A 13,195-nucleotide genomic window follows, 5' to 3' on the forward strand; every position below is an offset into this window, starting at 1 on the left:
CCCCGCCGGGGCGTCCCACCGCGCCGTACGGATAGCGTGCACGCATGGTGCGGTGGCGGTCGGCGACGGTGGTGGCCGTACGGCGGCGATGGCACGGGGCGGCCGAACTCGACGTCGCCCTGCCCGACGGGGCGACCCTGCGTGCCCTCGCCTACCCCGAACTGGTCGGCGACCCGGCGCCCGGCGACCGGGTGCTGCTCAACGTCGGCGCCCTGGTGATGGGGCTCGGCACCGGCGGGTACGCGCTGGTCGTCGCGCTGCCGGACCGGTTGCCCACCGACCCGCCGCAGGACGGCACCACCCGCGACGCCGGCCACCTGGTCAAGGCCCGCTACACCCCGTTGCAGCCGATCCTGCTCGGCGCCGACGAGGAGGCGTCGCCGCACCGGGCGGTCCTCGCCGACGCCCACGACGTGGCCGGGATGCCGGTCGTCACCGCCGACCTGCACTCGGCGCTGCCGGCCGTCGTCGCCGGCATCCGCGCCGACCGGCCCGACGTCCGGGTGGCGTACGTGATGACCGACGGCGGTGCGCTACCGGCGTGGTTCTCCCGCACCCTGGACGGGCTGCGCGGCACGCTGGCCGGCACCGTCACCGTCGGTCAGGCGTTCGGTGGCGACCTGGAGGCGACCAACGTGCACAGCGGGCTGCTCGCCGCCCGGCACGCGCTGCGCGCCGACGTCGCGGTCGTCGCGCAGGGGCCGGGCAACCTCGGCACCGGCACCCGCTGGGGCTTCTCCGGCGTCGCGGTCGGTGAGGCGGTCAACGCCGTCGCCGCGCTCGGCGGGCGGCCGGTCGGGTCGCTGCGGATCTCGGCCGCCGACCCGCGCCCCCGCCACCGGGGCCTGTCGCACCACAGCGTGACCGCGTACGGCCGGGTCGCGCTGGCGCCGGCCGACCTGGTGCTGCCCGGCGGGCTCGACGCCGATCTGGCCGGTGAGGTCGAGGCGGCCCTGGCACCGCTGCGGGACCGGCACCGGATCGTCCGGGTCGATCCGGCCGGGCTGGACGCGGCGCTGCGGGCGAGCCCGGTCGGCCTGTCGACGATGGGCCGCGGCCTGGACGCCGACCACGGCTACTTCCTCGCGGCGGCGGCGGCCGGCCGGCACGCGGCGGCGCTGCTCGGATGAGCGGCCGCGAACGGGCGGTCAGCTCAGGATGACCAGGGCCGCCCAGGCGGCGATGACCAGCAGGAGAATGGTGGCGAGCACCCACGTCGGCACCTTGTAGTCGCCGCGCCGGTTGCGCTCGATCTCGGCGGCGATCTTCTCCCGCCGACGGTTGACCCAGCCCTGACGAACCCGCTCGGGGCTGTCCTCAAGGCGTTCCTCGTCCGGCTCGGCCATAGGCAGCAGAGCCTACCGTGCCGGCCGGAACCCGCCCGGTCCGGGCCGCCCGCGAAGGTGGGCGGACGGCCCCGGCCGGTGTCACATGCTGGCGATCAGCCGCTCGACCCGCTCGTCGTACGCCCGGAACGGGTCCTTGCACAGCACGGTGCGCTGGGCCTGGTCGTTGAGCTTCAGGTGCACCCAGTCGACGGTGAAGTCGCGGCGCTTCTCCTGCGCGTGCCGGATGAACTCCCCGCGCAGCCGGGCCCGGGTGGTCTGTGGCGGCGTCTCCTTGGCCTGGAAGACGTCGAGGTCGCTGACGACCCGGTCGACCTGACCCCGGCGCTCCAGCAGGCCGTGCAGCCCGCGCCCGCGTCGGATGTCGTGGTAGGCCAGGTCCATCTGGGCGATCCGCGGATGGGACAGCGGCAGGTCGTGCTTGTTCTGGTAGCGCTCCAGCAGCTTCAGCTTGGTGACCCAGTCGATCTCGCGGGCGACCGGGTCCAGGTCGCCGGTCTCGACCGCGCGCAGCACCCGGCCCCACAGTTCGACGACCCGCTTGGCGGTCTCGTCGCCGCCGCGCCGCTCGACGAACTCGGTCGCCTTGGCCAGGTATTCCTGCTGGATCTCCAGGGCGCTGATCTCCTTGTTGGAGGCCAGCCGGACCTTGCGCCGCCCGGTGATGTCGTGCGACACCTCGCGGATCGCCCGGATGGGGTTCTCCAGCGACATGTCGCGCATGACGACACCGGCCTCGATCATCTTGAGCACGATGTCGGCGCTGCCGAACTTCAGCAGCGTGGTGACCTCGTTCATGTTCGAGTCGCCGACGATCACGTGCAGCCGCCGGTAGCGTTCGGCGTCGGCGTGCGGCTCGTCGCGGGTGTTGATGATCGGCCGGGACCGGGTGGTCGCCGACGAGACGCCCTCCCAGATGTGCTCGGCCCGCTGCGACAGGCAGTAGACCGCGCCGCGCGGGGTCTGGAGCACCTTGCCGGCGCCGCAGATCAACTGCCGGGTGACCAGGAACGGAATCAGCACGTCGGCGAGCCGGCCGAACTCCCCGTGCCGCGACACCAGGTAGTTCTCGTGGCAGCCGTAGGAGTTGCCGGCCGAGTCGGTGTTGTTCTTGAACAGGTAGATCTCGCCGGCGATGCCCTCGTCGTGCAGCCGCTTCTCGGCGTCGACGAGCAGCCCTTCGAGGATCCGCTCGCCGGCCCGGTCGTGGGCGACCAGGTCGACGATCGAATCGCATTCCGGGGTGGCGTATTCGGGGTGGGAGCCGACGTCGAGGTAGAGGCGGGCGCCGTTGCGGAGGAAGACGTTGCTCGACCGGCCCCAGGAGACCACCCGGCGAAAGAGGTAGCGGGCCACCTCGTCGGGGGAGAGTCGCCGTTGGCCGCGGTAGGTACAGGTGACGCCGTACTCGGTCTCGATACCGAAGATTCGCCGTTCCATGAACAGACATTAGCCGGCCGGAGCCGCCGATGGTCACTGTCGCGACCGGCACGCCGCGCCGACCCGCCGGCAAAAATCCCGGGTACGTCCCGCCCCCGCCGATCAGGCCAGCAGTTCCAGCAGGTAGTCGCCGTATCCACTCTTGGTCAACGGCTCGGCCAGTTCACGCAAACGATCGTCGTCGATAAGTCCGGCCCGCCAGGCGGCCTCCTCGACGCAGCCGATCTTCAGCCCCTGACGCTCCTCGATCACCCGGACGAACTCGGCCGCCTGCACCAGCGAGGTGAAGGTGCCGGTGTCGAGCCAGGCGGTGCCCCGGTCCAGGACCGTCACCGACAGCTCGCCGGCCTCGCGGTAGGTCTCGTTGACCGTGGTGATCTCCAGCTCGCCGCGGGCGCTCGGGGTCAGGCCGCGCGCGATCTCGACCACCCGGTTGTCGTAGAAGTACAGGCCGGGCACCGCGTACCGGGACTTCGGCTTCGCCGGCTTCTCCTCGATCGACAGCACCCGGCCGTCGCTGTCGAAGTCGACCACGCCGTACGCCTCGGGGTTGGCCACCTGGTAGGCGAAGACCCGGCCGCCGACGAGTTCCCCCGGGTCGGCGAGCTGCCGGCCGAGCCCGACGCCGTGGAAGATGTTGTCGCCCAGGATCAGCGCGACCGACCGGTCGCCGATGAAGTCCGCGCCGAGGACGAACGCCTGCGCGATGCCCTCCGGTCGCGGCTGGGCGACGTACTCCAGCCGCAACCCCCACTGGCTGCCGTCACCGAGCAGCCGCCGGAACTGCGACTGGTCGTCGGGAGTGGTGATGACCAGGATCTCGCTGACCCCCGCCATGATCAGTGTGGACAGCGGGTAGTAGATCATCGGCTTGTCGAACACCGGCATGAGCTGCTTGGACACGGCCCGGGTGATCGGCCACAGGCGGGAGCCGGTCCCGCCGGCCAGAAGGATTCCACGCACCGGCGGAGCCTACCGGCCGCACGGCCGCGACACCCTCCCCCGGGTCCCCCGCGCTTTACCGCCGCCCGGCCGGTGTCGCGTAGACTGCCGAACCCGTGAGCGACCTCGACACCGCCGGCCCCGCCACGCCGGGCACCGGCCCGGCCCGCTGGCTGGTCACCGGCGCGGGCGGCATGCTCGGGCACGATCTCCTCGCCGTCCTCGGCCGGCACCCCGGCGCGCGGGTCACCGCCGCCACCCGCGCCGACCTCGACCTCACCGACGCCGCCGCCGTCAAGTCCGCGGTCGCCGGGCACGACCTGGTCGTCAACGCCGCGGCGTGGACCGACGTCGACGCCGCGGAGACCCGGGAGGCCGAGGCGACCGAGGTCAACGGCACCGGCGTCACCAACCTCGCCGCCGCCTGCGCCGCCACCGGCGCCCGGCTGCTGCACGTGTCCACCGACTACGTCTTCGCCGGCGACGGCCGCGAGCCGTACCCGGAGGACCACCCGACCGCGCCGGTCAACGCGTACGGGCGCGGCAAACTCGTCGGCGAGCAGGCGGTCGCCCGACTGCTTCCCGACACCGGCTACGTGGTGCGCACCGCGTGGCTCTACGGCGCGCACGGGCGCAACTTCGTCGCCACCATGCTGCGACTGGCCGCCGAGCGGGAAACCCTCGATGTGGTCGACGACCAGCACGGCCAGCCGACGTGGTCGTACGCGCTCGCCGGCCGCCTGGTCGCGCTCGGCGACGCCGCCCGCGCCGGCCGGGCCCCGGCCGGGGTCTACCACGGCACCGCGTCCGGCCGGACCACCTGGTACGGACTGGCCCGGGCCGCGTACGCGCTGCGCGGGCTGGACCCGGACCGGATCCGCCCCACCACCAGCGAACACTTCCGCCGGCCGGCGCCCCGCCCCGCGTACAGCGTCCTCGGACACGCCCGCTGGGCACTCGCCGGGCTGTCCCCCATGCCAGACTGGCACGACCAGTTGACGCAGGCGCTGTCCGGCGACTGGCCGACCTGAATCCGGTTGAACCCCGGCGGCCCGGCCGCCGGTCCCGCCCCGGCCGGCGGCCGCCGGCCTCCGCACCCGAATCCCCCAGGAGACCTGCACATGTCCGACACCGACACCGGCGGGCTGCCCCGGGTCAGTGCGATCGTCCTGGCCTGGAAAGCCGAGCCGCTGCTGCGCCGGTCGGTCGAGTCGCTGCTCGCCTCCGCCAAGGTCGACGTCGAGGTGGTGCTGGTCGACAACGGCTGCACCACCGACGACGTGACCGTCCTGGCCGAACTGCCCGGCGTCGTCGTGGTCGGCGAGGGCGAGAACCTCGGTTTCTCCGCCGGCTGCAACCTCGGCGTCTCGGCCTCCTCCGGCGACTACGTCGCCCTGGTCAACGGTGACGCGATCGTCGAACCGACCACCCTGGCCCGGCTGGTCGAGGAACTGGTCACCCGGCCCGACGTGGGCATCGCCGCCGGCGCCGTACGGCTGGCCGACGAGCCGGAGCTGCTCAACTCCAGCGGCAACGAGGTGCACGTGCTCGGGGTGAGCTGGATCGGCGGCTTCCGGCAGCGGGAGACCCGGTCCGAGCCGACCGAGACGGCCGGAGCGATGGGCGCCTGCCTGGTCACCAGCCGGGCGCACTGGGACCGCCTCGGCGGCTTCGACCACCACTACTTCGCCTACCACGAGGACGCCGACCTGTCGATCCGCACCTGGCGGGTCGGGCTGCGGGTCGTCAACGTGCCGGACGCGGTCGCCCTGCACCGCTACGAGTTCAGCCGCAACAGCTTCAAGTACTACCTGGTGGAACGCAACCGGCTGATGTTCGTCAGCACCCTGTGGTCCGGCCGCGCCCTCTTCCTGCTCGGCGGGCCGTTCCTGGCCCTGGAGCTGGTGATGCTCCTGCTGGCGACCAAGGAGGGCTGGCTGCGCGACAAGCTGAAGGGCTACCGCTGGCTGTGGCAGCACCGCCGGCACCTGCGGACCCGGCGGCGGATGCTGCAGACCGAGCGGACCGTCCCGGACCGGGAGTGGATGCGGGTGCTGACCGACCGGTTCGACACCCCGCTGATCAGCCCGCCCGGCGTCGGGGTGCTCAACGCGGCGATGTCCGCCTACTGGCGGCTGGTCCGGCGCTGGATCTGACCCCGTACGCCCCGGCGCTCCACACGTGACCGCCCGCCCGGGATCGATCCCGGGCGGGCGGTGTGGTTCACGGCGGCGTCACTCGCCGGCGTCGGGTTCCGGCTCCGGCTTGCCCTCCAGATCGGCGGACGCGGCCGACACGGTCGGCTTCTCCGGGCCGGCCGCCGGCTGCTTCGGCCCGTCGTCGGCCGTCGACTCGCCCGCCTTGGCGTCGTCGCCGTCGAGCAGCGCGGTCAGCGCCGCACCGGTGATCCGCCGGAACGTACGCCCGGTGCGGCGCCGGTCGAGGACCGCCACCTCGAGCTGGTTGGCGGCGATCGTCCGGACCGCGCCGCCCTCGCCACCGACGCTGCCGAGCGCCTTGACGGCGAGCTTGACGGCGTCGCCGAGCGACATGTCGTCCTGCCGGTCGGCGCGCAGCGCGGACGCGATCGCCTCGGCCTGACCACCCATCGCCATCAGGCCCGGCTCGTCGTTGACCGACCCGTCGTAGGTCAGCCGGTAGATCTCGTCGTCGTCCGGGGTGGCCCCGACCTCGGCGACGCAGAGTTCGACCTCGAACGGCTTGGACTGCTCGGTGAAGATGGTGCCGAGGATCTGGGCGTAGAAGTTGGCCAGGGCCCGGCCGGTGACGTCGCGGCGGTCGTAGCTGAGGCCGTTGATGTCGGCCATCCGCACGCCGGCGCGGCGCAGGTTCTCGAACTCGTTGTAGCGGCCGACGGCGGCGAAGCCGATCCGGTCGTAGATCTCACTGACCTTGTGCAACGCGCTGGACAGGTTCTCCGCGACGAAGAGCACCCCGCCGGAGTAGCTGAGGACCACCGCGCTGCGCCCGCGGGCGATGCCCTTGCGGGCCAGCTCGGAGCGGTCCCGCATGATCTGCTCGGGCGAGGCGTAGAACTGCATGGCCACGAAGCGGCTCTCCTTCGACCTGGTGACGACGGGTTGTTACGGCGGGCGGTCCGGCCGGACGTCAGCCGCCCGGGTTCTCCATCCGGCCGGCGACGACGGCCTCGGCGACCGTGGCCGTCTCGGCGTCGGTGAGCCGGTGGGTGCCCTCGGCGGTCGCGGTCATCACCACCGGGTAGATCTTCCGGGTGAGGTCGGGACCACCGGTGGCGGTGTCGTCGTCGGCGGCGTCGTAGAGGGCTTCGACGGCCAGCCGTACGGCCTCGCCGGTGGGCAGCCCCGCCCGGAACCGCTTCTTCAACGCGGAGCGGGCGAACAGCGAGCCGGAGCCGATCGCGTCGTAGCCGGTCTCCTCGTAGGGGCCACCGCTGACGTCGAAGCTGAAGATGCGGCCGGCCTTGGCCGGGTCGGCGGCCGACAGGTCGAAGCCGGCGAAGAGCGGGATCACCGCCAGACCCTGCATCGCGGCACCCAGGTTGCCCCGGATCATCGCGGCGAGCCGGTTGGCCTTGCCGTCGAGGGACAGCATCGCGCCCTCGATCTTCTCGTAGTGCTCCAGCTCGACCTGGAACAGCCGCATCAGCTCGATGCCGATGCCGGCGGTGCCGGCGATGCCGACCAGCGAGTACGCGTCGGCCGGGTGGACCTTCTCGATGTCGCGCTGGGCGATCAGGTGGCCCATCGTGGCCCGCCGGTCGCCGGCCATGACCACGCCGGTGGCGCAGGTGATGGCCACGATCGTCGTCGCGTGCGGGGCGAGGTCGGCCGCCGTGCCCGGCGGCAGCGGCCGGCGGCCCGGCAGCAGCTCGGGTGCGGCCAGGCTCAGGAACTGTGTGAAGGAGGACGTCCCCACGTTGGTGAACACATCAGGAAGCCGCCCGGATGGATCAAAACCCGCTGCCACGTGGTTCCTCTCAGGTTGGATCGCCTTTGGGCCACGGCCGTCCGGTCGTCGGCGGGACGACCCGGGCCGCCGGTGCAGTTGAAGCAGACTATCTCGCCGGTCCGGCCGACGCGATCATCGCGCCGGCGGTGTCGACGCCGGCCGCGTCCGTCCCGGTGACCACCGGCCGGCGTACCACCGCCGGCCACCGGGACAGACCAGTCCTAACAGGACCGGACGGCTACTGGCCGCCCTTCTGGACGTAACCGCGGACGAACTCCTCGGCGTTCTCCTCGAGCACCGAGTCGATCTCGTCGAGCAGGTCGTCGACGTCTTCGGTGATCTCGGCGTGCCGCTCGGCGACCTCGGGATTCGCCTCGGCCGTTACCTCGTCGACCTCTTCGTCACGACGGGCCTTTCCGGACTGCGACTGACCGCCGGTGTCACGAGTAGCCATGTGCGTGCCTCCTCAACATCGCCTGGTCAAAATCTACCTCGCCGCGCCGCCGCGGCGCCCGACCGCACGCCAGGTTTCGCGCTGCGCTGATCCGGACCCGACCGCCACGAAGGGGTCAGCGGCACCACCGAAGCGGCCGGACGGTCCACGGCCGGACGGCGGGGGCGGCGCCGGCGGGCCGATCAACCGGAGGATCCAATATTCAACCCGCACGCAGCCAACACACAGTTATTCAACAATGACGCAAAGCGATACCACCCCCGCTTGCCAATACGCTGCGCAATAGCATGACCACATGACGCAGTGATCGATTGGCATCGCTGCCTCTGCGGAATGAGTTTCACGTGATTCGACCCAGGAGATTCTGGTCCACGGCAGCACTGATCCTGACGGTGCTCACCGCCACAACAGCGATCGCGGCGCCGGCCACGGCCGCTCCGCAGAACGAGGCCACCAGAATCAACCAGGCGGCGACGCCGAACGGCCTGAGTTTCGTTCCCGTTCCCGAGGCCGAGCGGGCCGCCGCCAACCTCGTACCCCCGATGCAGACCGCCGTCCCCTACGGAACTGTCAGCCCGGAGCCAGCCTACAGATGTGGTACGTCTACCAGTACACGGACCAGCGGTTCGTCATCCAGAACGCACACAGTGGACGGTGCCTGGACCAGGACGTGAACTCGACCGGAAACGGCGGGAAAGTTCAGCTCTGGGGCTGCAGCCCGACCTTCTCGGAGCCACAGAACTGGTACGCATACGGCCCGCTCCAGCTCTACACCGGCAACTCCGGATTCCGTTGCCTGGATGCCGATACCTCAACGAGCGGAAACGGCGCGAAGGTACCGGTTTGGGCCTGCGCCTCCGGCTCCCCTGCTGCCCAGTCGTGGCACTGGTGGTACGACCACCACTCCCGCAGATATGCGGGCACCCTGAGGACTAGCGAACTCCCGCCACACGGCGACCCGTGTGGCGGGAGTTTCGCGTCGACCGGCGCCGCCCGTCCATGCCGGCGGCGGGAGACCTGCCGTCGGCATGGACTGTCCGGAGTTCCCGTCGTAACGCGTGGCCCGGACCGACGCCGGCCCGGCGGATCAGTTGGTGATGACCTCGAGCAGGTCCTTGGCGCTGACGCACCGGTCAAACAGCGCGCCGACGTGCTTCTTCGTGCCCCGCTCCGGCTCCATCATCGGCACCCGCACCAGCGACTCCCGGCCGACGTCGAAGATCACCGAGTCCCAGCTGGCGGCGACCACCTCGGAGGCGTACTGGGCCAGGCAGCGGCCCCGAAAGTAGGCCCGGGTGTCCTCCGGCGGCTGCACCATCGCCGAACGGGTCTCCTCGTCGGACAGCAGCGTCGCCATCGAGCCGCGGGCCACCAGCCGGTGGTAGAGCCCCTTCTCCGGCCGTACGTCGGAATACTGCAGGTCGACCAGTTGCAGCTTGTGCGAGGCCCAGGCGAGTTTCTCCCGCTCCCGGTAGCCCTCCAGCAGCCGCAGCTTGGCCACCCAGTCGAGTTCGCCGGCGCAGAGCATCGCGTCGCGGCCGAGCCGGTCGAGCACGCTCTCCCACCGGGCCAGTACGTCCGCGGTCGCCTCGTCGACGTCGGTGCCGTAGCGGTCCTCGACGAACGCGCTGGCCCGCTCGTAGTAGGCCCACTGGAGGTCCAGCGCCGTCAGCCGGCGGCCGTCGCGCAGCCGCATCAGGTGCTTCAGGGACGGGTCGTGGCTGACCGCCCGCAATTCGCTGACCGGGTCGGCGATGCCGAAGTCCGGCGTCATCGCCTTTTCCTCGATCATCGTCAGCACCAGCGCGGTCGTGCCGAACTTCAGATAGCTCGAAATCTCCGACAGGTTGGCGTCGCCGATGATCACGTGCAGCCGGCGGTATTTGTCGGCGTCGGAGTGCGGCTCGTCGCGGGTGTTGATGATCGGCCGCTTCAACGTCGTCTCCAAGCCGACCTCGACCTCGAAGAAGTCGGCACGCTGGGAGATCTGGAAGCCCGGCTGGGAGCCGTCCTGGCCGATGCCGACCCGGCCGGCACCGCAGACCACCTGTCGGGTGACGAAGAACGGGGTCAGGTAGGCGACGATGTCGGCGAACGGCGTCTGCCGGCGCATCAGGTAGTTTTCGTGGGCGCCGTAGCTGGCGCCCTTGTTGTCGGTGTTGTTCTTGTAGAGGTGGATCGGGTGGGTGCCCGGGATCGTCGCCGCCCGCCGCGACGCCTCGGCCATCACCCGCTCCCCCGCCTTGTCCCACCGGACCAGGTCCAGCGGGTTGGTCACCTCCGGGGTCGAATACTCCGGGTGCGCGTGGTCGACATAGAGCCGGGCGCCGTTGGTCAGGATGACGTTGGCCAGCCCCAGGTCGTCGTCGGCGAGCGCCTCGGCCGGGTCGTACGCCGAACCGGAGTAGGTGAAGCCGCGGGCGTCGCGCAGCGGCGACTCCTCCTCGTAGTCCCACCGCGCGCGGCCGCCCCGGTTCAGTTCGGGACGCGCGCCATAGGCGTTGACCACCTGTGACGAGGTGACCATCGGATTGGCTCCGGGCTGGCCGGGCACCGAGATGCCGTACTCGACCTCACTGCCCATGATCCGCCGTACGCTCACGCCGCCTCCCCGCTCTGCACGCCCATACTGTCGAGCGTAGTCGGAGCCGGTGCCACCGCGCCGGCCACGTCGCGGCGCGGCGGTCTCCGGATACGGGTGACGGGGCGGCATCCCTGCCGCCCCGTCACCGTCGTTCCGTTACAGGTACTGGCCGGTGTTGCTGGCGGTCTCGATCGACCGGCCCGCCTCGGCGCCCTTGCCACCGGAGACCAGGGTGCGGATGTAGACGATCCGCTCGCCCTTCTTGCCGGAGATCCGGGCCCAGTCGTCGGGGTTGGTCGTGTTGGGCAGGTCCTCGTTCTCGCGGAACTCGTCGACGCAGGCGTCGAGCAGGTGCTGCAGGCGCAGCCCCTTGCGACCCGAGGAGAGGAACTCCTTGATCGCCATCTTCTTGCCCCGGTCGACGATGTTCTGGATCATCGCGCCGGAGTTGAAGTCCTTGAAGTAGAGGACCTCCTTGTCACCGTTGGCGTAGGTGACCTCGAGGAACTTGTTCTCCTCGGTCTCGGAGTACATCCGCAGCACGACCGACTCGATCATCGCGCCGACCGTGGCCTGCGGGTCCTGGCCGTGCTCGGCCAGGTCGTCGGGGTGCAGCGGCAGCCCGGTGAGGATGTACTTCGAGAAGATGTCCTTGGCCGCCTCGGCGTCCGGACGCTCGATCTTGATCTTCACGTCGAGCCGGCCGGGCCGCAGGATCGCCGGGTCGATCATGTCTTCCCGGTTGGAGGCGCCGATGACGATGACGTTCTCCAGGCCCTCGACACCGTCGATCTCGCTGAGCAGCTGCGGGACGATCGTGTTCTCCACGTCGGAGGAGACACCGGAACCGCGGGTGCGGAAGACGGAGTCCATCTCGTCGAAGAACACGATGACCGGGGTGCCCTCGCCGGCCTTCTCCCGGGCCCGCTGGAAGATCAGCCGGATGTGCCGCTCGGTCTCGCCGACGTACTTGTTGAGCAGCTCGGGGCCCTTGATGTTGAGGAAGAAGCTGGTGTGCTTCTCCTCGCCCCGCCGCTCGGCGATCTTCTTCGCCAGCGAGTTGGCGACCGCCTTGGCGATCAGCGTCTTGCCGCAGCCGGGCGGGCCGTAGAGCAGGATGCCCTTCGGCGGTCGCAACTGGTGCTCGCGGAACAGGTCGGCGTGCAGGAACGGCAGCTCCACCGCGTCGCGGATCTGCTCGATCTGGGCCTGGAGGCCACCGATGTCGGTGTAGTCGACGTCGGGAACCTCCTCGAGGACGAGCTCCTCGACCTCGCTCTTCGGGATCCGCTCGTACGCGTACGCCGAACGGGGTTCGACCATCAGCGAGTCACCGGCGCGCAGCGGCGAGCCGATCAGGGTGTCGGCGAGGTGGACGATCCGCTCCTCGTCGGCGTGGGAGATCACCAGGGCCCGGTCGCCCGGTCCGCCGCTGGGGTTGTCCAACACCTCCTTGAGCATCACGACCTCACCGACCCGCTCGAAGCCGAACGCGTCGACGACGTTGAGCGCGTCGTTGAGCAGGACCTCCTGGCCGCGACGCAGCTCGTCGACCTCCAGCGACGGCGACACCGCCACCCGCAGCTTGCGGCCGCCGGTGAACACGTCGACCGTGCCGTCCTCATGTCGGGTCAGGAAGACGCCGTAACCGCTCGGCGGCTGCGCCAGGCGGTCGATCTCCTCCTTGAGTGTGACGATCTGGGACCGCGCTTCCTTGAGCGTGGTCACGAGGCGTTCGTTGTTCTCGGTCAGCCGGGCCAGCTGCGCCTGCGTTGCCGCGAGCCGTTCCTCGAGCTGCCGGACGTGTCGGGGGCTTTCGGTCAACTTACGCCGCACCAAGGCCAGTTCCTCCTGGAGGAACGCAACCTGGGTGGAGAGATCGTTGGCCTCCTTCTCCCACCGTGCGGCGCGCGAGTCCGCGTCGTCACTGCGTGCCACGTCCCACCTCCCCGGGGCTCGAACGTTCTGCCATAACCCTAACCGGTTTGCGGCCGATTCGAACCCACGCAACGCCCTCGTCACTGAAGCTTGATCGCCGGGGGTGGTCCGGTGGGGAGTCGCCGGCCCGTTCGGGTAGCGTCGGCCCCGTGCGAGCCCGCCCGGCGGGATCCGCGGCGACACCGCGGCCGGGCCCGCCGGACCGAGGATCGCGGGAGGTACGTGGTGACGCAGACCGGCACGGAGACCGACGAGCTACGGGTCTGGGTCGACCAGGACCTGTGCACCGGCGACGGCCTGTGCGTGCAGTACGCGCCGGAGGTCTTCGAGTTCGACGTCGACGGGCTGGCCTACGTCAAGGACGGCGACGGCGACCTCAAGCTGGCCCCGGGCAGCCGGGTCGACGTGCCGGACCACCTGCGCCTGGACGTCATCGACGCGGCCAAGGAATGCCCCGGCGACTGCATCCACGTCGTGCGCCGCGGCGACGACGTGGAGATCGCCGGCCCCGACGCCGACTGACCCCGCCGGGCGGGGCCG

General features: G+C 70.9%; 12 protein-coding genes and 1 pseudogene. 5 read left to right on the forward strand and 8 right to left on the reverse strand.

Annotated features, from left to right (window positions below):
- Positions 1 to 44: 44 nt before the first annotated feature.
- Complete coding sequence (locus AB0M79_RS26870) at positions 45 to 1,130, forward strand: DUF3866 family protein (protein ID WP_364218556.1); 1,086 nt, start codon at positions 45 to 47, stop codon at positions 1,128 to 1,130.
- Between the two features lie 18 nt (positions 1,131 to 1,148).
- On the opposite strand, the gene AB0M79_RS26875 is transcribed toward AB0M79_RS26870, so the two are convergent.
- The 3 genes from AB0M79_RS26875 to rfbA form a co-directional block, all read right to left on the reverse strand.
- Positions 1,149 to 1,346, reverse strand: a complete 198-nt coding sequence (locus AB0M79_RS26875) for a hypothetical protein (RefSeq protein ID WP_364218558.1) — start codon at positions 1,344 to 1,346, stop codon at positions 1,149 to 1,151.
- Between the two features lie 81 nt (positions 1,347 to 1,427).
- Positions 1,428 to 2,786: a Pup--protein ligase gene (gene pafA, locus AB0M79_RS26880; protein ID WP_357541488.1), complete on the reverse strand. Its 1,359-nt coding sequence runs from the start codon at positions 2,784 to 2,786 to the stop codon at positions 1,428 to 1,430.
- A 102-nt stretch (positions 2,787 to 2,888) separates the two neighbouring features.
- Positions 2,889 to 3,749 carry a glucose-1-phosphate thymidylyltransferase RfbA gene (gene rfbA / locus AB0M79_RS26885; RefSeq protein ID WP_364218561.1) on the reverse strand — a complete coding sequence of 287 codons (861 nt, stop codon included), beginning with the start codon at positions 3,747 to 3,749 and terminating at the stop codon, positions 2,889 to 2,891.
- Positions 3,750 to 3,844: 95 nt separating this feature from the next.
- Between rfbA and rfbD the strand changes: the two genes are divergently transcribed.
- Together rfbD and AB0M79_RS26895 are read left to right on the forward strand one after the other, a co-directional pair.
- Positions 3,845 to 4,759 (forward strand): dTDP-4-dehydrorhamnose reductase, encoded by a 915-nt coding sequence (gene rfbD, locus AB0M79_RS26890; protein ID WP_364218563.1) that lies wholly within the window; start codon positions 3,845 to 3,847, stop codon positions 4,757 to 4,759.
- A 90-nt stretch (positions 4,760 to 4,849) separates the two neighbouring features.
- Positions 4,850 to 5,884: a glycosyltransferase family 2 protein gene (locus AB0M79_RS26895; protein WP_357541482.1), complete on the forward strand. Its 1,035-nt coding sequence runs from the start codon at positions 4,850 to 4,852 to the stop codon at positions 5,882 to 5,884.
- A gap of 78 nt (positions 5,885 to 5,962) precedes the next feature.
- Here the strand turns inward: AB0M79_RS26895 and prcA are convergent, their stop codons facing one another.
- The 3 genes from prcA to AB0M79_RS26910 all read right to left on the reverse strand — a co-directional run bounded on the left by prcA (position 5,963) and on the right by AB0M79_RS26910 (position 8,133).
- A complete protein-coding gene (gene prcA, locus AB0M79_RS26900; protein WP_364218566.1) occupies positions 5,963 to 6,796 on the reverse strand; it encodes a proteasome subunit alpha in 834 nt (277 codons plus the stop codon).
- 61 nt (positions 6,797 to 6,857) lie between these two features.
- On the reverse strand, positions 6,858 to 7,697 hold the full coding sequence (gene prcB, locus AB0M79_RS26905) for a proteasome subunit beta (protein WP_364218568.1): 840 nt from the start codon (positions 7,695 to 7,697) through the stop codon (positions 6,858 to 6,860).
- Positions 7,698 to 7,917: 220 nt separating this feature from the next.
- Positions 7,918 to 8,133, reverse strand: a complete 216-nt coding sequence (locus AB0M79_RS26910) for a ubiquitin-like protein Pup (protein WP_212819336.1) — start codon at positions 8,131 to 8,133, stop codon at positions 7,918 to 7,920.
- A gap of 592 nt (positions 8,134 to 8,725) precedes the next feature.
- Here AB0M79_RS26910 and AB0M79_RS26915 point away from each other — a divergent pair.
- Positions 8,726 to 9,025: pseudogene (locus AB0M79_RS26915) on the forward strand (ricin-type beta-trefoil lectin domain protein); the annotation flags it as partial.
- Positions 9,026 to 9,220: 195 nt separating this feature from the next.
- Here AB0M79_RS26915 and dop read toward each other — a convergent pair.
- Both dop and arc read right to left on the reverse strand, forming a co-directional pair.
- Positions 9,221 to 10,735, reverse strand: a complete 1,515-nt coding sequence (gene dop, locus AB0M79_RS26920) for a depupylase/deamidase Dop (RefSeq protein WP_364218571.1) — start codon at positions 10,733 to 10,735, stop codon at positions 9,221 to 9,223.
- A 138-nt stretch (positions 10,736 to 10,873) separates the two neighbouring features.
- A complete protein-coding gene (gene arc / locus AB0M79_RS26925; RefSeq protein ID WP_357541464.1) occupies positions 10,874 to 12,655 on the reverse strand; it encodes a proteasome ATPase in 1,782 nt (593 codons plus the stop codon).
- A 225-nt stretch (positions 12,656 to 12,880) separates the two neighbouring features.
- Here arc and AB0M79_RS26930 point away from each other — a divergent pair, with 225 nt between their 5' ends.
- Positions 12,881 to 13,177: a ferredoxin gene (locus tag AB0M79_RS26930; protein WP_357541462.1), complete on the forward strand. Its 297-nt coding sequence runs from the start codon at positions 12,881 to 12,883 to the stop codon at positions 13,175 to 13,177.
- Positions 13,178 to 13,195: the final 18 nt, after the last annotated feature.

The organism is Polymorphospora sp. NPDC051019, from assembly GCF_040683055.1.
GTDB classification, from domain to species: Bacteria; Actinomycetota; Actinomycetes; order Mycobacteriales; family Micromonosporaceae; genus Polymorphospora; species Polymorphospora lycopeni.